Source organism: uncultured Cyclobacterium sp. (genome assembly GCF_963977555.1).
Classification (GTDB): Bacteria; Bacteroidota; Bacteroidia; order Cytophagales; family Cyclobacteriaceae; genus Cyclobacterium.
Genome location: NZ_CAXBPD010000002.1, coordinates 209,530 through 231,604, shown reverse-complemented (window position 1 = coordinate 231,604; position 22,075 = coordinate 209,530). Strand labels below are relative to the sequence as shown.

Here is a 22,075-nt window from a genome sequence, read left to right as displayed (position 1 = left end):
TCATTTTAGCTGGTGAATTCCGCTACCTTTTAACCATAAAAAACCATCGCTAATCATAGATAATTGATTATTTTTCCATAAAGGTTCTCAGGGGTGAAAGGTTTAGAGATGTAATCGTCCATTCCTGAAGCTTCAAGCTGGTCTTTTACCTCCAGCAAAGATGAAGCAGTAAGGGCAATAATCGGGACATTTCTTTTGGATAGTAAGTCTAGTTTTCTAATTATTTTTGCTACTTCAAATCCATCCATTTCAGGCATCTGAAGATCTAAAAGAACCAAATCGAAATCCTGCTTTATAAAATGATCCAAAGCAATTTTGCCATTTTCTGCAAATTTGATTTCTCCAACGCCCCATTTGGACAAGTATTTTCTTAAAAGCACCTGGTTCACGAGGTTGTCCTCTGCCACTAATATACTCTTGTCTCCAAGTTTACCATCCATAACCACTGTTTCTGAAATAGCTTTTAATTTTTGCTCATTCTGGATTTCAAAGTTTATATCAAACCAGAAGGTAGACCCTTCTCCAATTTTGGATTCTAGGTGAATTTCTGTGCCAAATAATTTGGTAAGTTTTTTGACAATCGCTAGCCCTAATCCAGTTCCGCCGTACTTTCTGGTAGTATCAGTACTGGCCTGAGTAAAGGCATCAAAGATTGACTTAACCTTACTAGGTGATACTCCTATCCCTGTATCCTGCACTGTGAACCGTACATTTACCCATTCCTCTTCCTGGCTGACAAGTTCAAGAGAGATTTTAATATAGCCTTCGTCCGTAAACTTGATGGCATTGCTAATAAGGTTATTGAGGATTTGAGCAATTCGAACAGGGTCTCCTATAAGTAGCTTTGGCAATGCAAAGTCCGGCTCATAGATTATTTCAAGCGATTTGTCTCGAATCTGGTAACTGTAGGAATGAATTATTCTGTTGATCAGGTTTTTCGGTTCAAAAGGAACCTTTTCCAAGATCAACTTGCCTGAATCTATTTTATTGAAATCAAGTATATCATTGATTAGGCCAAGTAAATTTTCTGCTGAAAATTGTAATGTGCGTAAGTTTTCAAGCTGGTCCTCTCTTGGTTTGTCTTCAATCAAAAGGTGAGAAAGTCCAATTACTGCGTTCATTGGTGTTCTGATCTCATGACTCATGACGGACAAGAATTGGCTTTTCGCATTTAGGGCAGCTTCGGCTTTTTCTTTGGCTTTAAATAATTCCTTCTGCGTTTCTTTTAATTTGGTAATGTCTCTTGCTATTCCTGTATAGTACCTTATCTCGTTATTTTCGTCCCGAATTACCTTTCCACTAGAACTAAATACCCGATAGTGCCCACGTTTATGTTTTAATCTAAATTCAAAATTTGGGTGGTCTTGAAAATATTTTATAGGACTGGAATTGCCGTCCTGCAAAACCTGAGCATCCTCAGGATGAAGGTAGTCTGTAAAGTCACCGCTGGTAAACTCATAGGTTTCATAACCTAAAAATTGCTTGATATTTGGAGAAACATAGCTTAGCTCAAGAAGTGCTGTTATGGAAAAAATGATTTCAGTGGACTCTTCGACAAGACTTCTGTACTTAATTTCACTTTTCTTCAATTCCTTCTTAGCCAAATACTCCTCTGAGATATCTCGGACAATCCCCAGAATATACTCTAGCTTACCCTCCTTAAAAATGGGCTTTGCCGTCAATTCATAAACCCGTTCAAGATAGGTAATTAAGTCAGTTAGGGTCTTTTTCTTTTCTACGGCTTCAAGAATTAATGGCTCCACTACCTTCTTGGTAACCGTATGAACTTCTTTTATTGTTCTTCCAACAAAATAGGACTTGTCAAAACCCCAATTGGTAAAATTTGACCCTTCGGCCACCAGATACCTATAATTTTTATCAATTAAAAAAACATTGGTAAAAGGAATATTAGATGCTAACACTCGGTACCTGTCTTGAATTTTTTCAATTTCTAGCCTGTCCTTCTTTCTTTCTGTTACATCCTGCATGATGCCTTCGTAAAGAACAACCTTCCCTTCTGAATCAAAAACAGGACGAATTTTATCCTCTACCCATCTGTAATTGCCATCTGAAGAAAGGATCCTATACTCTCTACTGAATTGTGCCCTTTCAGGAGAAATCAATTCTTTCTCGAAAATACAATGGTCATCTGGATGGATAAAATCCATCAAACTAACTGAATCCTTTACAAGATCTTCAGAAACATAACCAAATTGATTGATATTTTCTGTGATGTAAGAAATCTTGAATCCTTGATTTGGCTCTACTTCAAAAAGTATTGCTGCGCTGTTCTCGATTATCAGCTTGGCTTTTTTCGCCATTCTCTCCCCTTGGATTCTGGTAGTAAGGTTTCTTACCAAGAAAGAGTAACCTATTTTTTCTACTTCAGCATTTTGAATGGGTTTAACGGACACTTCATAAGGTTGAATATGACCTGAATTATCCAATATCTGAACTTCTTCCACCCATATGCCAGAAGCCGAAGCTTTGTCCACCAATTTTTTGAATGATATGGGAGGCTCATTGGTGATTTTGAAAAAATCACTGATTTTCCCACCATGCCCATTCTGATTTGGCTCTCCTTCAAATATTGCTACCTCATTCATGTATATTACCTTAAGATTAAGGTCTGTAACATATATTGGCTCATTCACCTGAGCGAGAATTTGCGATTCAAATAGCAACCTTCGCTCCACCGTCTTTTTCTCTGTAATGTCATTGCAGTAGCCAAAAATCTCCAGATTACTTTGGGAAGTAAGCTGGTTGACTTGAATGACATAAGAGATATATTTTTCCTTGCCATTGGCATTGGAAAATACGAACTCACCCGAAACAGATTTTCGATTTTTTAGGGCTTCTTGGACTTTAGCCTTTACCAATTTCCGATCGTTAACTGGAATCAGATTCAGGAAATCACTTATTTCTATTACATCATTGGATGAATCCAGGTTAAAAATCCTATTCATTCCCTTAGAAAGGAATATTTTTCTTCCTGAATTTTGCAATCTCCAAGAGCCAGACTTGGCCAAAACCTCCGTAGAACTAAGTAATTTCTCATTCCGAAACAGCTTGGATTTGGTAGAACGGTTAATGAGCGCAGCCCCAAACACGTCTGCTAATTGCTTGATACCAAATCTGTTGGTATGGTTGGTATTCCAGTTGGGCTGCGGTATGGAATTGCTGAGTGTAAATAAACCTAAGAGGTTATTATCAGCAAAAATAGGAACAATAATATACGCTAGATAACCAAGTTTTTCGGCAATAATGGCTTCAAAAGCGTTCTTGTTTTTAAGGTTTCTTAGATCACCTACAGCAATAAAGCCCGAGGCTTTCAAGTTGTTTAAAAAATCACTTTGTCCCTCTAAAGAGATATTTTTAGATTCTTTAATTGCCCCAATCTCAGCCTTTTCATTGTATTCGAAAAAGCATTCAAGTTGTTGCAATTCATGATTTACATAAAAGAAATTGCCGACTTCCGCATTTTGAGATTTAACAACCATGGACAGTGCTGTCATGAAAACCTTGTCCCAATCTTCCTCTGAGGCATTTAAAAAAGCGGTAGACACCTCGTTGATTTGCTGGTCGAATTCCATTTTTCTTTTCAAAATGGCCGCTGCATCTTCCTGCCCTAAGGATATACTTTGTTCGTTGTCCACCAAAAAACCCTCTTCCTTTTTTGATCCTGCAAATTTGTATTTCCCATTTACTATGCAAATCTTCCCTTTACCTTCAACGTATTTTCCTTCAACGGAAATTTGAAATCCAGGATTGTCGGCATGTGAGGCAGATAGGTTCAATTGAGATTGGTCCCCATCGTTAAAAAATGACTGCACTCCATTGACTATACCGCTAAATCCAGAAAGGTAGGTATCCCACGATTTCTGTTCCGTAAATTGGTGTTGCCAATTGTCGGAAGAAAATATCACTTGGCTATAATCGAATACCAAAAATAAATCAAGGCTCTTCTCATTACCCTGAAAGAGGTCTTTATCAAACTCTTTTTCCATGATTAAAATCAGGTCTAAACCTGTCACAATGCAAAAATTAAAAACTGAAAACCAGTGGCTTTAGGTTGTATAGGATTAATTTTATAAGTTACTAACAATTATTAATTCTCTAACATTATTGGGTAAAAAAAACAAGATTAATTATGTACTTTATACTTAGCAAGTGTATAGAAAACGCATAAACTAAATGAAACATTCTGAATACCAGCCGTATAAACCTAAGCCCTACGTTAATTAAAGAAACATAAAATAATAGTTATTGTTAAAAATTTTAGGGAAATAAAACCCTTAACAAAATGATCCTTACCCGTTTGAGGAAAATTTATTAAGCCAGATCCCCTTTTAGTAAAAGTGCCAATTTTTCATGGTCTCCCTTTTTTACAAGTTCATTGTTGAAAACTGCCACGGGGCCTGATTTACAGCAATCCATGCATTTGGACTTAACCATCTTAAAATTACCCTTGAACTCACCTTCCTTAATCGTATTTTTTATGGCTTCAGAAAAAGATTTGGCGTCATTTCTCTTACAATCCTTCCCACTACAAACAAAAATAAATTTCCTCCTTGGCTTCATACCTTTACCTGTTTAACCTCCGAACGCAAATTGTAGTAGTATTCCACAGATGTAGGCACCATAAGTACCTACTCCATAACCTAAGACGGCAAGCAATACCCCAACAGGAGCAAGTGCGGGATGAAAGGCTGATGCAACTATAGGAGCTGAAGCAGCACCTCCTATATTCGCTTGAGAACCAATTGCCACATAAAAGAAAGGTGCCTTTATAATAAAAGCAACAACAAGCATAAATAGTATATGAAAGGCCATCCAAATAATACCGACTAGAAAAAAAACTGGATTGTCAAGGACTGCTCCTAAATCCATTTGCATACCAATAGTGGCTACTAATACATACAGTAAGACGCTCCCTATTCTGGATGCCCCTACTCCTTCTAATTTTCTCCATCTGGTAAAAGACAATAGCAACCCACCAGTGGTCGCGAGAATTACCAACCAAAAAAAGCTGGAATCTAAAGAATAGCTTTTTAATCCTGGATAGTTTGATCCTATATAATCACCTAAATGGCTTCCAAAAAAGTGTGCGCAGCCAGTAATTACGAAGCCTAAACCTAGAATAGCCATCGTGTCTGGTAAAGTCGGAATTTTAAGGTTACTTTTTTGTTGGGCCTCCACTTTTTCCTTAAGAGCGGTTATGGCAGTTGTATCGGCCTTTAAAATTTTGTCAAAAAAAGCTGGTTTCCCCGCCCAATACAAAAGAAATGCCATCCATAAATTGGCCACAATAACATCTACTGCTATCATTTGGCTAAACAATTGAGGACTAGCCCCAAAAAGCTCCAACATGGCTGTTTGGTTCGCACTGCCCCCTATCCAGCTGCCCGCGATCGTAGCAAGTCCCCTCCATGTTTGATCAGCCCCTATTCCTCCCAAGACTTCTGGAAAAAACTGAGCAACAAGGTACAAGGAAACGGGACCGCCGATAATGACGCCAAATGTACCCGTTAAAAACATGATTAGGGCCTTTGGTCCTAATTTAGCAATGCTTTTCAGGTCTATACTCAGGGTAAGCAAAACCAGGGAGGTAGGTAAAAGATACCTGGAGGCCACAAAATATAGGCTCGAATCTTCTCCCGAAATTAATCCTGTGGTATTGAACAATGCGGGTATAAAATAACATAGCAGCACTACAGGCACTACCTTATACATCGCTTTGAAAAAAGGGTGCTCACTAGCTGAAGTGTAAAATACAAATCCAAGCACTCCCATCAAAAGTCCAAAAACTACTGCATCATTTGTTATCAGTGCACCTTCCACAATTATTTGATTTCCTTCCAAAGTGTTAAAAACTCACTCAATATCATGGCTGTAGCACCCCAAACTACTTCTTCATTGATCTCATAATAAGGGGCCTGAATTTTATATCCACCTGCCAGATTCATTCCCTTTTTCTTTATAATCGCCTCATTTGTTAATTCATCAAAGCTGCAAATAATAAGTCGATCCACCTCCCTTTTATCAATTTCAAAAACTGGGGGCGCCGAAGAAAAGCCTATAAATGGCCTAACGGAAAAATTACTTGGTGGAATGTAAAGATCGGATAAGTTTCCCAAAATTTGAATGTCCTTTCTTGACACACCAATCTCCTCTTCGGTCTCCCTTAGCGCCGTTTCTCCTAAATCCTTATCTCCTACATCCTTTTTACCTCCCGGTAGAGCAATCTGCCCACTATGTACTCCTTCGTAAGTCGCTCTTTTGATAAACGGGACAATGATACTTTTCCTATCTTCCGAGGGACAAAGTAACATTAATACTGCCCCCTTTCTTGCATTGCTCATTTGCTGCTCATCAAAACGCTCCATTTCTAGGGGCATTGGAGCCATGCGCTCTTGAGCGGACCTTCCTGGTAAGGGGCCATTTAGTGATCTTTCCAGGCTGTTAACCAATTTAATGAAATCCATATGGAGTAGTTATACATTAAAAAAGGCCTGAATAAAATTCAGGCCTTTTTTACTTATCAAACCTATTAAACCTATTGTGTTATATTCAATAAATGAATAAACTCGAACGAAATTAACGAATAAATTTACAAAACCAAAGGTTAATATTTTGCCATAAAAAAATAATATTCTAATATCGACCTCAAAACAATACTTTTCAAATAGGATTGGCCAATATGGAAAATGAACTTATTAAACGTACTGTTGAAACTATTTTGAATGGCTATGGCTCCTACATTAGCGATTTCAATCAAATTACTCAAAGAATACCTGAGAATTTTCGGGATCAGGATTGGCAACAACTGCATGCCAATCACAGACTAAGATTGCGCTTGTACAAAGATCACCTCAAAAATATAGTTATTACATGTAAGGAACTTCTTAAGGATAAAGAAGCAGATCAGGTGTTCTGGCAAAAAATTCAAACTTCCTATCAAGATGCCATTCTTGCAAATGCGGACAGGGAATTGGCTGGGACTTTTTATAATTCGGTGTTTAGAAAAGTTTTTCCTGGAAAGGTAATTCACGAAGCCTTGATGTTTTACAATTTACCTAGCACTTTGGACTCTGGAGCAATCGATGATTCCTTGTTTCGCAATTACCCTGCACAAATTGATCTCCAGGAAGCCTTTGCGAGGATATTGGCAGATTTTGATTTTGGCGTTCCTTATTATCAGAAAGAAAATGACATTAATCATTTAGTAGAAAGTGTCAAAAAGGTAATTCTGAGCAGGTACAGAGCCACCAATGAAACAACTACACAAGTATTGCGAGACGTTTTTTACCGCAACAAGGCTGCCTATCTAATTGGTAGAACTTATTTGGGTAATAAGTGGATGCCATTTATTATTCCTTTTCTACACAACGAAAAAGGAGTCTTCGCTGACACCCTGATTTTTGACCCTAATATTATGAGTGGGATTTTTAGCTACACCAGGTCTTATTTCATGGCTCCTATAAAAATCCCTGCACAAACAGTTAATTTCCTCCAATCTGTCATTCATCACAAAAGACCTTATGAACTATACAACGCCATAGGTTTTAATAAACATGGTAAAACAGCTTTTTACAAAGATTTTATAAATCACCTGGAGCAAAGTAGCGACAACTTCATTCTCGCTGAAGGTATCAAGGGCATGGTAATGACCGTTTTTACACTTCCTTCCTACAATGTTGTTTTTAAGTTGATAAAGGATCATTTTGAGCCTCCAAAAGACATGACTAGGCAACAAGTTAAAGAAAAATACAAGCTTGTAGGTCTGCATGATCGGGTTGGCCGAATGGCTGACACCCATGAGTTTGAGAATTTCAGACTACCCCTAAATCGAATCGATCCTGCTATGATGAAGGAATTAAAAATGAATGTTAATTCTCTTTTATCCATTGAGGGGGATACGCTCATTATAAAGCACATGTACATTGAGCGGCGACTACGTCCATTGAACCTCTATCTAGAGGAATGTAGCCTCGAAGAAGCAAAACATGCTGTAGATGAATATGCCAAAGCTATCCTTCAGATGGCTCAGGCCAATATTTTTCCAGGAGACATGATGACCAAAAACTTTGGGGTTACCCGTCAAAAAAGGGTCATCTTTTATGATTACGATGAAATAGAATTTCTCGATCGAATGAATTTCCGTATCAAGCCAAAGCCTGAAACTTATGATCAAATTTATGCTTCTAAACCATGGTATGAGATCAACGAGAACGATGTGTTTCCAGAAGATTTCAAGCGATTTATGATAGGTAGGCAGGATGTACGGGCCTATTTTATTGCCTCCAACCCTGAGCTATTTGATCCAGAATATTGGTCAGCCATTCAGGATAAACTGAGAAAAGGTGAAATGATTCACGCCTTCCCTTACCCTGAATCCTTGAGATTCAGACCTGATGAAACGGTTTAAACCGAAATAGAAAACCGCTATTTCTTTTATGAATCCTCACCTTCAAACGATTGTTATCCCGGGCTTGACATCAGCCCGGGATAACAATTTATTCATCTTTGTACCAGCTTGCATATTTGGGATAATTGGAGGCGATTCTTAAAATGGCTGCAGTCATTTCCTCCCCAGTATCTTTTACTTTCTTGGCTGGAATTCCAGCATAAATGGTATTGCTTTCTACAATTGTTCCCGCAAGAACCACCGCTCCGGCAGCAATAACTGCTCCTTCATTAATAATGGCATCATCCATGACAATGGCACCCATGCCAATCATTACCCTATCCTTAATCGTACAACCATGAACAATCGCATTGTGAGCAATGGATACTTCTGAACCCACATTTACGGGTGATTTCTGGTAAGAACAATGAATAACCGCACCGTCCTGAACATTGGTATTATTACCAATCTTAATATAATGAACATCTCCTCTGATCACAGCATTGAACCAGACAGTGCAATTGTCTCCCATTACCACATCTCCTGTAAGGGTTGCATTGTCGGCCAGCCAGCAGTCTTTGCCCCATTTTGGAGATTTGTCATTTACTTTTTTTATTAGCGCCATATTTTGTATGTTTTTAATTTTTAAGTGTTGTAACTCATTAAGTAAAATTTGCTCCGAATATGCAATAGCTAATGAACCAGCTTTCTCAAAATGGAATCCATGTAAAATCAGTTTATCGTGGTGTTTTTGAAATTCACTTTGGGCAACCCAACTGATTCAATTGCAATTTCAACAGCTTCTCTGAAATTCAAAACATAATCTTAGGTTACCTTCAGCTATATCCAAAATAAAGTTACGAGGGTAGCAACTTAGTTTCAACCATGGTTGTAGTGATTTCGGGGATAAGATGTGCGTTTGAAACCCATTCCTTGCCAAAATTTCTCCTAAAGCATTCAAAAAAACATTCAGCCTTTTTGTCCTGGTAATGTTGTCAAATATTTCCTTTTAGCTGAAGCAGTAAATTGATGCCTTTTTTATTATTTAGAAACCTCTTATTTTCATAGAAAACATATTGTAACCTTTGGGCAAACTCAAAATAAGAATCTGTTGTAAATAGGCCAAGCCTACTGATTTACTTACCTTTATGGTATTCCTCGTTAATAAAATTGCATAATTCAGCTTAATTCGAACCGTACTTAAATCTTATCCAATTTAATTTCGAATAATTGAACTTTTTTATTTACATTTAGTTTAAGTGTATATACATATAATTACGAAACCAATCTTAAACTTATTTAATCAATCACTATTATGAAAACATTTAAATTATCAGGCTTTTTACTCGCTGCAGCTTTACTAACCTTCTCTTGTGGACAGAGTAGTAATACAGTTGAGACGACTGAGGCAGAAGAAGAAGCACAAGCAAGTGGCCAAACCCTACAATTGGATACCAATGCCAGTACTGTTAACTGGAGAGGTTACAAGCCAACAGGTCAGCATCACGGAATAATCCCTGTAACTAATGGAGAAATATCTGTGGAAGGTGATGCCATCACTTCTGGAGAATTTACTTTTGACATTACAAGCCTTGAAGTTCACGATTTAGAGGAAGGAAGTGAAAATCATGGTAAATTATGGAATCACTTGCAATCTGACGATTTCTTCGATGCTGCTAATCATCCTAGTGCTACATTTGTCATCACTGAAGTTTCTCCCTACACATCAGATGACAGCATAGAAGATCAGGAACAATTTGAAACTGAGAATACGCCACAAAGCGAATCTGAATTGGCTCCAGCTACCCCTACCCATTGGATCAAGGGTAACTTAACCATCAGAGGAACTTCCAAAAACATCAAATTCCCTGCAGCTGTTTCTTCTGCCAATGGAATGGTATCTGCTCAGGCAGGCTTCAACATAGACAGAACTGAATGGGGACTTGCCTATGGCGACGAAGCAACAGCAGTGGACAAGGCCAAGGATAAATTCATCTACAACACTGTAAGTGTGAATTTTGACATCAAAGCCAACTAAAACAAATTAAGTTATTGATTTTTTATTTGAAAGGGGGATAAATATATCCCCCTTTTTTCATGTCATTTCCCTATTTTTGTAGGAATGTCATCTATGGAAAGCAAGCTTACGGTTATTAAAACTTCCGACTGGATACCTAAAATGCTAGAATGGGCCAATCTGAATTTTGCCTATTTTGGCTATTTTACCTCTCATGAAATAGACTATCCTTCTGGAGGGTTTGAGCATGTATTTTATGCTGGTTCACATGCCGTAAGCCTAGAGAAGATCAATCAATTACCTAATAATAAGCCGAAAATAGGAATCCTCGGTTACGATCAAAAAAACAAATACGAAAAGCTTTCCAGCAATAATAGCGAAATAATAAAATGCCCAGACAGCTTATTTTTCAGTCCTGATTTAACGATTTCTTTTAACCAGGAAGAGCTTACGATTCAAAGCAAAGCGCCTAAAGATTGCTACAAACAAATTTTAGACACTAAATTACCAGTTGCTATCAATCATGGTAACTGTAGCCTCCACTGTTCTCATGATGAAGAAAGTTATCGAAATACCTTCAAGAGCATTCAAGACCATATTCTGGCAGGAGATATTTATGAATTAAATTACTGCATGGATTTTCATGGTGAGGTATCCAATATGGAACCTATAGGCATATTTCTTGACTTATGCGAAAACTCACCAATGCCATTTAGTGCCTTGTTCAAAGCTGTAAATTTATACCTTTGCTGTTCCTCACCTGAAAGATTTCTTAAGAAAAAAGGGAGAAAATTAATAGCTCAACCTATTAAAGGGACCATCAAAAGGGGCAATACTATACAAGAAGATGAAGCATTAAAAAGAGAGCTGGCAGAGAGTGAAAAAGAGCGGGCAGAAAACCTGATGATTGTTGATTTGATGAGAAATGACCTTGCCCGAATGGCCCTGACTGGGACAATAAAGGTAGAAGAATTGTTTGGCATCTATTCTTTTAGGCAAATTACCCAGATGATATCTACCATAAGCTGCCAATTGCCTCTTTCTGAAAATTTTGAGCAGATAATACCTAACACCTTCCCAATGGGAAGCATGACAGGGGCGCCAAAAATAAAATGCATGGAATTAATTGAGGCTTATGAAAATTTTAAAAGAGCTTGGTTTTCAGGCAGTATTGGTTACATAGATGAGTATGGAGATTTTGATTTTTGTGTGATTATTAGAAGCCTAATCATGGATCAAACCAAAAAATCCTTTTATTTTGGAGTTGGAAGTGCCATTACCATAGATGCCGATGCCCAAAACGAATACGAGGAATGCTTGCTAAAAGCCTCCTCAATTATCAAAACTTTAAAAAACACCTATACAATTATTAATAACCCCAATTAAATGTCAACACTGAACAATATCTTAAAATCCGTCACTGATAAAAACCCCAACGAAGCTGAATTCCACCAAGCAGTAGAGGAAGTTTTTGAAAGCATCCTCCCCGTCCTTAAGGCCAACAATTTATATGTTGATGAAAAACTTTTTGAAAGAATCTGTGAACCAGAAAGAATTATTTCTTTCCGAGTTTGCTGGACAGATGATCAAGGAAAAGTACAAATAAATAAAGGGTATAGAATCCAGATGAACAGTGCATTGGGGCCTTATAAAGGAGGTTTGCGTTTTCACCCAAGTGTTAATCAAAGTATTCTGAAATTTTTGGCGTTTGAACAGGTATTCAAAAATGCATTAACGGGATTAATGCTAGGTGCAGGAAAAGGGGGCGCGGATTTCAATCCTAAAGGGAAATCAGATGGAGAAGTGATGCGATTTTGTCAGTCCTGGATGATGGAGGCTTATCGCCACATTGGTCATTTTACTGATGTGCCTGCTGGTGATATTGGCGTGGGAGAAAGGGAAATTGGCTACCTGTTTGGGACCTACAAAAAAATTCAAAATGAGTTTCAGGGAGTTCTCACTGGTAAAGGAAAAGATTGGGGTGGTTCATTTTTAAGACCTGAAGCCACAGGCTATGGACTTGTTCATTTTGCCCATTTTATGCTAACGGAAATCGATGAGAATTTAAACGATAAAGTTTGCCTTGTTTCCGGAGCTGGCAATGTGTCTCAATTTGCCATCGAAAAATTACTTCATGAAGGAGCGAAAGTAGTAGCATTTTCTGACTCCACTGGGTTTATTCATGACCCTGAAGGAATGACGGAAGAAAAACTAGATTACTTAAAAACAGTAAAAAATGGGCAGAGAAAAAGTATTGCTGCTTTTGCTGAAAAATATGACTCCGCCAAATTTACAGCCGTAGGAGATAAAAACCTTTGGTCTATTCCTGCAGATTGTGCATTCCCATGTGCCACTCAAAATGAACTGGATGAATCAGACGCCAAACTTCTAAAGAGAAATGGCCTTATTCTTTTGGCAGAAGGGGCAAATATGCCTTGTACACCAAAAGCCATTAATTATTTACAAAAAACCAATGTACTTTATGGCCCTGGAAAAGCTTCTAATGCAGGAGGAGTGGCTGTCTCAGGGTTGGAGATGACTCAGAATAGAATGGGGCGTTATTGGACCAAAAGTGATCTTGAAAAGCAATTGAGAACTATCATGAAAGACATACATGAGAAATGTCTGGAGACTATTAACAAACATGATCTAGAAAAGCAAGATTACCTCAATGCGGCGAATATTGGTGCCTTCGAAAAGATTGCAAAAGCAATGCATGCCCAAGGAACAGTTTAAGGTAAATTATGGAAAACTACCGGAAAATCATACATGTAGACATGGATGCTTTTTTCGCATCGGTAGAACAATTGGACCATCCTGAATACAAAAACAAGCCCCTGGCTGTTGGAGGTAATAAAGAAAGAGGGGTGGTAGCTGCTGCCAGTTATGAAGCTAGAAAATTTGGCGTTCGATCAGCCATGTCTTCAAAACTGGCAGCACTAAAATGTCCGGATTTAATCTTTGTACCTCCAAGATTCGAGAGGTACAAAGAGATTTCTCAGGCAATTCGGAAAATATTCCTTTCCTATACAGATCTGGTAGAACCTTTGTCATTAGATGAGGCTTTTCTAGATGTCACAGTCAATCATTTTGGCCTTCCTTCTGCCACCCTGATCGCAAAAGAGATACGGCAAAAGATCAAGGAAGAAACAGGATTAAATGCATCTGCGGGTATTTCCTACAATAAATTTTTAGCTAAAATAGCCTCTGATCTCAACAAACCCAATGGTCAGGCTTTAATCACACCTGAGAAAGCGGAAGCCTTTTTGGAGAAATTACCCATTGAAAAGTTTTTTGGTATAGGCAAAGTAATGGCCAAAAAAATGAATGCCTTTGGCATCTATTATGGCTACGACTTAAAGCAGTATTCTTTGCCATTTCTCACCAGTAGATTTGGTAAATCAGGTCTTCATTTTTATAATATAGTCCGGGGTATCCATGAGAGCGAAGTCAAACCCAATCGTATACGGAAATCCCTCGGCGTAGAGCATACCTTTGAAAAAGACTTGATAGTAACCTCCGAAATTAAAGCTACTTTAAAGGAGAAATTATTGCCCGAATTTTACCGAAGACTGGAACGTAACAGTGCCTACGGTAGAACAATTACTCTAAAAATAAAATACAACGACTTTACCTTACACACTCGAAGTAAAACACTTTTGTCACCCATTCTCATTTCCAATATGGAAAACATCGTCAATGAACTGCTTGATCAAGAACCATTGATTTTACCGATTAGACTCCTTGGTGTAAGCTTATCCAATCTGGTTTCAAAAGACCATGAAAACCCATTTGGAGAACAACTTAGGATAGATTACTAAACTATTTTTTTTATTTCAATGACTCCTGTTCTGTATTTCATACCAGCCATTTACCTTTAGGTCTCATCCGTCAGAAACCTGGTTTTGGAAATAAAAGACCTAATTGTATGCCCAAAAATACGCTATTAAAGTATAAAAAAATTACGGCATTAAAATTGCCTCTATAACTTCAATGCTTGGGTTAAACAATGGATTTACTACCCTAAGAAATCGAGGAAATCCATCTCAAAACCAAGCCTTAAAAATTTAAACTAAATAGAAAAACCATGAATACTGAAAAAAAATACCAACAGTTTGGCTTAAAATATGGGATTCCATTGGCCATCATAACAGCAACTTTGGCCATGAAAAAATCAAGTGGCCTTGGAAAATTAATTACTTTCTCTATTGCAACGCCAGCTTTGTTGGGCTATTTATACAGTCTGATTAAGGTGAAAGAGCTGCCCGAGTCAGAAAATTAAAATGGATAACCAATAGCGAAGTTAAACACTAAATTATCACCCCTCCATTCACTATCTCCCAATTTAAATTCTTTGGCCCAACGCTCTCCTTCAGGTAAAAATGGACTCCTGAGGGGAGTGGCCAAATCAAATCGGATTACAAAGAACTCAATATCTACCCTCAGACCAATCCCGGCCCCAACTGCCAATTCTCGGTACCAATCCTGCTCAAACTTACCGCCTGGTAAAGCCTCGTTTTCATTAACCAACCATACATTACCAGTATCTACAAATGCTGCCCCCTTAAGATAAGGGACAATCGGGAATCTAAATTCTAAATTCCCTTCGAGCCTGATGTCTCCAGCCTGATCAAAATAGTTACTTGTGCTTTCGGTAGCTGGGGAATAAGAACCAGGCCCCAATGATCTTATGCTAAAAGCCCTGATACTATTAGGCCCTCCAGAAAAAAACTGTTTGGCAAAGGGTAGGGAAACAGAATTTCCATAAGGCAATCCTATGCCTCCAAATAAACGAAAGGCAAGTAATTTTTCTTCAGTAAATCGCCAATAATAACGGAAATCAATGTCTCCTTTATTGTATTGTGCATAATTGAAACCCAAGAAGGTATTTTGGTTTTCACTACTAAGCACATTGTTAAGCAACCGTATTCCTCCCCCGGCCAAATCAAGGTTGGCACCAAAATAAATGCTATGTTCCCTGTATTTATCCATGAGCTTATTAAAGGCAAAGCTGTAGGTGAGCCCTGCGATAAATTGATGCTCAAAACTCTGCTTTAAAAAAGGATTGCTGTCTAATATTTCATCAAATTCTGTGGACGTTCTGGACAGATCTACGAAGTTTAGGGCTATAGGAGTGATCTCATGGTATACAAAACGGTTGGCATTCCAAAAATACCCATAAGAAGCCGACACTGTATTTAGCCTGTAATACCCTCTCCTATCTTGGTACTCAGTACCCAAACTAATCTTGGTTTTTGGCACCGAGTAAGCAAACCTTTCTTTTATTGCAATGGGAAATACAACCCTGGGGAAAATCAAATCCCCTTTAAGCCCAACCTCAAAAGCACTTAAATTTTCTCTATCACCAGAAGCTATTTGACTTTCGTAACCGATTTGTCCTGTAAGACTGAAAGTTTCTCCACCATAGAAGAGGTTTCTGTTCCTATAATTCAGCAATAAAGCTGGTCCCGCAAAATTATTTGACTTAGAAACCCCTTGAATTTCTGCCCTAAGTGATCGCTTTTCAAGAGGCGTAAGGTAGATGTTCGCATTTAAAGCCCCTTTGCCATCATGAATAGTGGTATCCGTCTCTAAGTACCTTAAATTCACAAACCTATAATTGCCAATACCTGTTAATCTGCTACTGGTTAACTTGGTGTCCTTTGCATTGAAAAGACTATCCTTTTCGATCAAAATATATTGATGAAGGAGATCGGGTTTGAATGACAGGCCATTTTGTATAAAGTCTATATTCTCTATAGTGGTGGTATCTGTCCCTGAACCATACTCATCCGAAGAGTAATTCGGGTATACCTGTATGCTTTTTATTTCATAAGGTACAATTCCTTTTTCGGGAGCGTTTTGCTTGAGCCTGAGGAAAAGGTCAAATTTCTTTTTATCGTACTGATTGGTATCTGCTTCAAAAATTAAAAAATCAGGGTTAAAATTATAGAAGCCTTCATTTTTAAGGCCTTCATCTAGCCTGGTCCTTTCATTTTTCATCATTTCTAAAGAAAAATAATCCCCTTCAGCAATTTCTGTAGAGGCTAGCAATTTCTTTATACTTCGGTCTATCGGTAAGCTGTCTCTTTCGTAGTTATAAGTACCCAACTGATAGGGCTGGGCCAAATCAATTGTATAAATGGCAGATGCCTTTTTTGCTTGCTCTTCTGCTTCAGCATCAACCTCTGAAAAAAAGAAGCCATTATTGTCCAACCTATTTAGGATCAAGCTCTGGGTTTTCGCCATTTCTACACTACTGAAATAAACCGGCTCTTCTCCAATTTTTTTATAAATAAACCGGTTAATAAATCCAGGGTTTTCCTTTTGTACCTTATAATGACTCCATAGGCCTATTCTCATACCGAGAATTTTGCTATTTGGTTCAGGTTTGAGTAAACCTTCTAGCTCAGCATTGAGCTCCTTAAATCCTTTAACCGAAAAGTCTCTGTTAATTTCTAAGGTGGCGCCAGTATACAATTTTTCATTTTCAGGAATATATTTGGTAACATTACAACCTACCAATCCCAAAAATGGCACAAGTAGCATCAAGGCACTTATAGCCCTAATGTTCAAAAATCCGAGCAAATATGTACCTCTATTCTTTCTCATTTGTCTTCTCTCCTGCATCTGTATCTGTGGTTCTTTCTTTCCTTTTGGATTCTATCCCTTTCCACAGGTCTTCAAATTTATTAAACTCCCTATTGAAAATCACAGAAAGACCTGTAACAACCAATTGACCATCAATTAAACTTTCAAATTGATTTTTTCTAAAGCCTCTTATTCTATATCGTCCATTTTCGGATAGCAAGTACTCCACGCTTACATTCCCTAAAAGGGAATTGCTACTTTCAGTTGAAGAACCTCCTTCTATGTCAATCTGACTACCTACCTGTACCACCAACCTATCATCAAGGAAGCGTTTACTTGCATTAACGTTGAGTTGCGTTCTGGCTTGGGGTGAACTGCCTTCATAATCTTCAAAACTATCCAAGCCCACATCCAACTCTAGCCCGCTATTCCCTACTATACTGTTGGTAAAGGTATTTAACTGTCCTGAAAGCAACTGACTGACACTTGACCTGGCCATGGCAGTAGTACCTCCACTGCTGGAACTTTCCCCGCTAGGGAAAAACCTGTTCAATACCAGAAGTGAAAAAACCTGCCGATTCAGTTCACCTTCCTGATTGTTTAATTGTTGCACCTGAGTATATACAGCGCCGCCAATTGCTCCTCTCTGATCCTCAGGCATATCCATTCTAAATGAAATTTGTGGCCTAAGCAATTCTCCATCTATATTCAGGTAAACAATAAATGGTAATTCTTGGCGGTATTTTGTCATGGTCTCAAGTGATCCTCCTGCTGCTGTCGCTGTCATGAGATCTGAAGCCGAAGTTTTGATACGGTATATCGCTGTAATGTTCATATTGGCATCCATGGGATCTCCTGCCCAAGTGATGGTACTTCCACTTTGAATTTCGAATTTTCTGCTTACCAGGTTGTATAAACTCAATTCATAATGTCCTTTGGTTAACTCATAAATCCCGGTTAGGGTGATCCTTCCGTTTGGATCCATATTTAGACGCAGGTCGGCAGCACCTTCTACCATCAGGTTGTCTCCGGATCGCTCATCTATTACCAGGTTAAACACCGCCTCCGGAGAAATATCTAAAAGCATCGCCACCTTGTATCCGGTATACCCTGTATTACTTGTTTCGGCTAGTCTTTTGGTCAGAATATCCTCGGGATCCTTTCGGTTCACAAAAGTCACCACCCCATTTCTCTCTACAATATCCAATTGGCTTTCAGGAACGACAACACTTAAATTGGTACCCTTATCCACACTTAATTTGGCATCTACAATAGGTAAGTTGAGGTCACCTTTAATCGTAACATTTGCACCTATAATGGCATCACCATAAAATAAATCATTGTCTTCTTTTGTGGAGTTCAATACATTGAAATTCTCTGCAATTAAAGACAGGTTAAATTTGGGATTAATAAAATCGTCGGTAATAATGTCCCCATCAAGAACAAAATCATTGCCTTGCTCATCATTGATGGTTAATTGGTTGAGATAAATCCCTTGGTTATCAACCTTAATTTCATCATTTGTCAAAGCAAATTTAGAATTCAAGGTTGCAATCGTAAATGATGTCTCATTGAACACCAAATTACCCTTATAAATAGGCTCTGCTGTACTTCCCTCTACTTTGAAATCTCCAGAAATAAACCCTTTTCCTCCACTAATGGCTCCTGCAGAAAGCCCATCTAAAACACTTAGCTCAAATTTGTTTAAAGCAAGGTCCAAATTTAACTTCGCACCTAGAGGGTCTGCTGTGAATCCGCCTGTTAGGTCTAAGTTTATTCCTTGGTCCTTTATCTTTAAATCAAAGTCATAATTCTTTTGATCATTACCAGTAGCATCCAGAGACAAATTGCCTAAAGGCACTTTAAGCAATTCCATTTCTTTCACTGTTATTCCTGCTTGTAAGCCCATCGCTCCAAAAGGGTTTTCCACCTTAATCGAACCATTGACAATGCCAGCTGCTAATATGTCCTCAGGATTCAATAAACTGGTAAAAGTCCTTAACCTGAAATCATTAAAAGTGAGGTCAAAAGAGCTCTCTCCAGGATCATTGCTAAAGGAAATAAGTTGATTACCGCGTGAAAATTCAAAATCCTTAAATGACAGCCAATCTGAACCTAATGTAAAGGCATTGTCTGCTGGTACCTCCCATTTCTTTTTATTAAAAATTACACTGTCCGGAGAGATGTGTAGTTGCAAAGAGTCCTTATCGATACCCAAATCAAAATTAATATTTGCTAAAACTTCGGTTTCATGTCGTGAATTAAAATTGACGTAAAGTAAGTTTTCGAGGACTTCACCCGTAAAATAGGTGGGTCCGACCACAAGCGGTCCTGAGGACAAACCCAATACTCCGAAATCAAAAGTGAAATTTGAAGAATCACTCTCCACATTAAGGTCTAAACTGTCTACTATAGCTCCGGCATAGGAAATGTAAGGGAAATTTATTCTACCCTTTAAAGAAGATTTTTTTTCATCAAAGTCCAATTGGATTGACCCATCATCCATCCTTTCTAATCCTGGTAAAATCACCTGTTGCAAAAGCAATGTAGATGGTATGGTAAAATCCATTTTGACATTGACAGGCCTTTCAGTATTAGCAAGGGTTTGAAATGTACTGTCAAGAAAGTACCGATTGAAATGGCGAGAGATCCCTTCGTAGGTTTCTCCCGGACTAACGTTGGAGCTTAGTTGCCCTACTAAGATATTGCTCTGAATGTTAAAATCGGTTGAGTCGGGCAAAACCTTTAAGTCCAAATCCAATTCTCCCATGGGGTAGGCCTGGTCTTCCAAAACTACGGTTCCATCCGATAATTTTGATAGGAGTTCAAAGTTTTCTGAATTGCCTTCAAAAGTCGCATTCATGGAAAATTGCGTCCGCAACTTTTTAGCACTGAAGTTCAACCCATATAAATCGGCCCCATTAAGATCCAAATCCAAGCCAACTTTGTAATTAGCAGTATCGAGAGATATTGTTGCCAGCAAGCCCAAATCCAAAAGTTCGTCTTTATGAATTAAACTGAATGTTCCATCTCCATCAATAATTTCAGCATCCAGCTCTAGCCCTTTATAATTGTGCCCATTGTATGTCAAATTGATTTCTTCTGAGTCCATTTTAAAATCAAGTTTATCTAGCGGACCCGTATTGCCTTTTACTAACAACTTCATATCAAGATCACCATAGTTAATCGTGTCACCCATTATTTCTCCTAAAGGCAATCCGGCGATCGTTGTTTTTAAATCATAAAGGTAGGTTCCTTCTTTGCTGGCTATTTCGCCATTAACTTGAACCGAAGCCTCATAAGCCTTGAGAATTGACTTAAGACTGAATTCATCAAGTGAACCCGACGAGGCTATGGATAGGTCAAGATTATTGGGGAACTTTATACCTAAACTGTCTTCATGGACAAAGAGATTAAGATCCTTCTCACTTGAAACAAAAGAGAAATCATTGATATCCCAAGAAACCCTGTCTAAGTCTATAGGGTTTTTCACCGAACCAGAAACCGCTAGGCGAGTGGAATTCCCCCATCTTGCAGAAAGCTTTTCCAGGTTTACTTTGTCCAATTTACCCGAAGCAAATAATGTTGCATTAAGCTTTTTCTTCGCAAATGTCCTTATATAAGGGTTATTTTTAAGGGTAGGAGAAAAATAATAAGCATCCTGAACACCAACATTTATGGTATTGAGTGCTAAATCTAAAGTTGCATTATCAGGGTTTTCCATTACCTCAGCCAGGCCAGGAAATTGCATAATTGCACTTCCTTTCAAATTGCTATTTCCTGTAGCTACAATTAAATCTGTTAAACGTAAAGATTCATTGTCTAAAGCCAATTGTAATTGAAAATCATCTAGCTTAAATCCGGATTTTTCAATGAAGGCAAATTTATTTAAAGCAAGGCCTGCTTTTTCTGGCTTAAAAAATAGATTATTGACCTCTAGGTTAAAGTTCTCTATACCTACGTCATTTGGGTCAAACCCATTTAAAACCTCCTGGGCACCATCTACCTGGTAATTAACAGTATTATTGGAAAGGCTCAATGTTGATAGTTCCACTTCCCATTGAGGCCAGCTAAATGGGTCAGCTTTCGTTTCACTTTCAGTTACAGTACTTTCCGGATTGCTTTCCTTGCTTTTATAAGCAACAAAAGAATCATGGAGAGAAAAATTCTTAATTAATATGCGTTGCTTTTCAAGATCTGCTTCAGGCATTTCCAATAGCAATTCACCCAATGTAGACTGTACGTCCATACCATCAGGCAAGGAGGAATAATCGATGTTTATATTTTTTAAGGATAATTCTTCTAATATCAACAGTGGCATTGGAACCGAGCTGCTAGTAGTATCTTCACTTGGAGGAAATGGTTTGAATTGCTGATAGACGATGGAGGAATTTTCCCATAAAATACTATTGACATGGAAATCCATTTTATTTAAATCGAGACTTTCGATCTGAATCAATAACTTTCCGAGATCGAGCTTTCCCTCCAATCCCAATAATTCATCAGTGAAATTTAAATTCCAGTTTTCCACATTAACGGGGCCCACACTAATTTGAGGATAGGCACTCGACGTCGATGAAGCTGTATCAACAGAAGTAGTATCAGTACTGGTCCCGCCACCTGAAAATGCCTCAATAAGATAATTAAAGTTAAACACGCCCGTACTGTCCCTTTGAATATTAGCCGTCAACCCCTCCCATTCTAGTCTGGAAATATTAATCTTATTGTTTCTAATAAAAGGGATTAAGGCCAGCCCTGTCTCAAGTTTGTGACTGTAAATAAGCGTATCTCCTTTTGGGTCTTCTAAATAAAGCCCCTCCAGATAAAGGTTACCTCTGAAGGTCAAAAACAACCTGTCTAGACTAACTTTAGTATTCGTTTTTTCTGACACATATTGAGTAGCCTTATTAACTATTATTTTTTGGCCGAAAGGACTACGGACAAAAAGTAGAATAAGGACCACTAATAAGCCAAGGCCAAGTATAACCCACCCTCCAATTTTAAAAATTCTTTTACCTAAGGATTGCGTCAATGTCGTTTTTATTTACCAAAAAAAAGAG

The 22,075-nt window shown here is 38.1% G+C and carries 13 protein-coding genes; 6 read left to right on the top strand and 7 right to left on the bottom strand.

Going from position 1 to position 22,075, the window contains the following annotated elements; all coding sequences use genetic code 11:
- Window positions 1–53: 53 nt before the first annotated feature.
- The 4 genes from AAC073_RS03265 to AAC073_RS03250 all read right to left on the bottom strand — a co-directional run bounded on the left by AAC073_RS03265 (window position 54) and on the right by AAC073_RS03250 (window position 6,485).
- A complete protein-coding gene (locus AAC073_RS03265; protein WP_339922402.1) occupies window positions 54–4,007 on the bottom strand; it encodes a PAS domain S-box protein in 3,954 nt (1,317 codons plus the stop codon).
- Between the two features lie 325 nt (window positions 4,008–4,332).
- Window positions 4,333–4,581 (bottom strand): (2Fe-2S) ferredoxin domain-containing protein, encoded by a 249-nt coding sequence (locus AAC073_RS03260; protein ID WP_339922401.1) that lies wholly within the window; start codon window positions 4,579–4,581, stop codon window positions 4,333–4,335.
- A gap of 12 nt (window positions 4,582–4,593) precedes the next feature.
- Entirely contained in the window at window positions 4,594–5,793 is a 1,200-nt protein-coding gene (locus tag AAC073_RS03255) for a DUF819 family protein (protein WP_339922566.1), read from the bottom strand.
- A 50-nt stretch (window positions 5,794–5,843) separates the two neighbouring features.
- Entirely contained in the window at window positions 5,844–6,485 is a 642-nt protein-coding gene (locus AAC073_RS03250) for a CoA pyrophosphatase (RefSeq protein ID WP_339922400.1), read from the bottom strand.
- A 215-nt stretch (window positions 6,486–6,700) separates the two neighbouring features.
- On the opposite strand from AAC073_RS03250, the gene aceK reads away from it, so the two are divergent.
- Window positions 6,701–8,428, top strand: a complete 1,728-nt coding sequence (gene aceK / locus AAC073_RS03245; protein ID WP_339922399.1) for a bifunctional isocitrate dehydrogenase kinase/phosphatase — start codon at window positions 6,701–6,703, stop codon at window positions 8,426–8,428.
- Between the two features lie 88 nt (window positions 8,429–8,516).
- On the opposite strand, the gene AAC073_RS03240 is transcribed toward aceK, so the two are convergent.
- On the bottom strand, window positions 8,517–9,032 hold the full coding sequence (locus AAC073_RS03240; RefSeq protein ID WP_339922398.1) for a gamma carbonic anhydrase family protein: 516 nt from the start codon (window positions 9,030–9,032) through the stop codon (window positions 8,517–8,519).
- Window positions 9,033–9,722: 690 nt separating this feature from the next.
- On the opposite strand from AAC073_RS03240, the gene AAC073_RS03235 reads away from it, so the two are divergent.
- From AAC073_RS03235 to AAC073_RS03215, 5 genes are all read left to right on the top strand, one after another.
- A complete protein-coding gene (locus AAC073_RS03235) occupies window positions 9,723–10,445 on the top strand; it encodes a YceI family protein (protein ID WP_339922397.1) in 723 nt (240 codons plus the stop codon).
- An 84-nt stretch (window positions 10,446–10,529) separates the two neighbouring features.
- Window positions 10,530–11,810, top strand: coding sequence for an anthranilate synthase component I family protein (locus tag AAC073_RS03230; protein WP_339922396.1), 1,281 nt, complete (start codon window positions 10,530–10,532; stop codon window positions 11,808–11,810).
- Window positions 11,811–13,160 (top strand): NADP-specific glutamate dehydrogenase, encoded by a 1,350-nt coding sequence (gene gdhA, locus AAC073_RS03225; protein ID WP_339922395.1) that lies wholly within the window; start codon window positions 11,811–11,813, stop codon window positions 13,158–13,160.
- A gap of 8 nt (window positions 13,161–13,168) precedes the next feature.
- Window positions 13,169–14,245: a DNA polymerase IV gene (gene dinB / locus AAC073_RS03220; RefSeq protein WP_339922394.1), complete on the top strand. Its 1,077-nt coding sequence runs from the start codon at window positions 13,169–13,171 to the stop codon at window positions 14,243–14,245.
- 266 nt (window positions 14,246–14,511) lie between these two features.
- Window positions 14,512–14,706, top strand: coding sequence for a hypothetical protein (locus AAC073_RS03215; protein ID WP_339922393.1), 195 nt, complete (start codon window positions 14,512–14,514; stop codon window positions 14,704–14,706).
- Here AAC073_RS03215 and AAC073_RS03210 read toward each other — a convergent pair.
- On the bottom strand, window positions 14,703–17,036 hold the full coding sequence (locus tag AAC073_RS03210) for a BamA/TamA family outer membrane protein (protein WP_339922392.1): 2,334 nt from the start codon (window positions 17,034–17,036) through the stop codon (window positions 14,703–14,705). The genes AAC073_RS03215 and AAC073_RS03210 overlap by 4 nt on opposite strands.
- A complete protein-coding gene (locus AAC073_RS03205; RefSeq protein WP_339922391.1) occupies window positions 17,023–22,047 on the bottom strand; it encodes a translocation/assembly module TamB domain-containing protein in 5,025 nt (1,674 codons plus the stop codon). Before AAC073_RS03205 ends, AAC073_RS03210 begins: the two co-directional genes overlap by 14 nt.
- Between the last annotated feature and the right edge of the window lie 28 nt (window positions 22,048–22,075).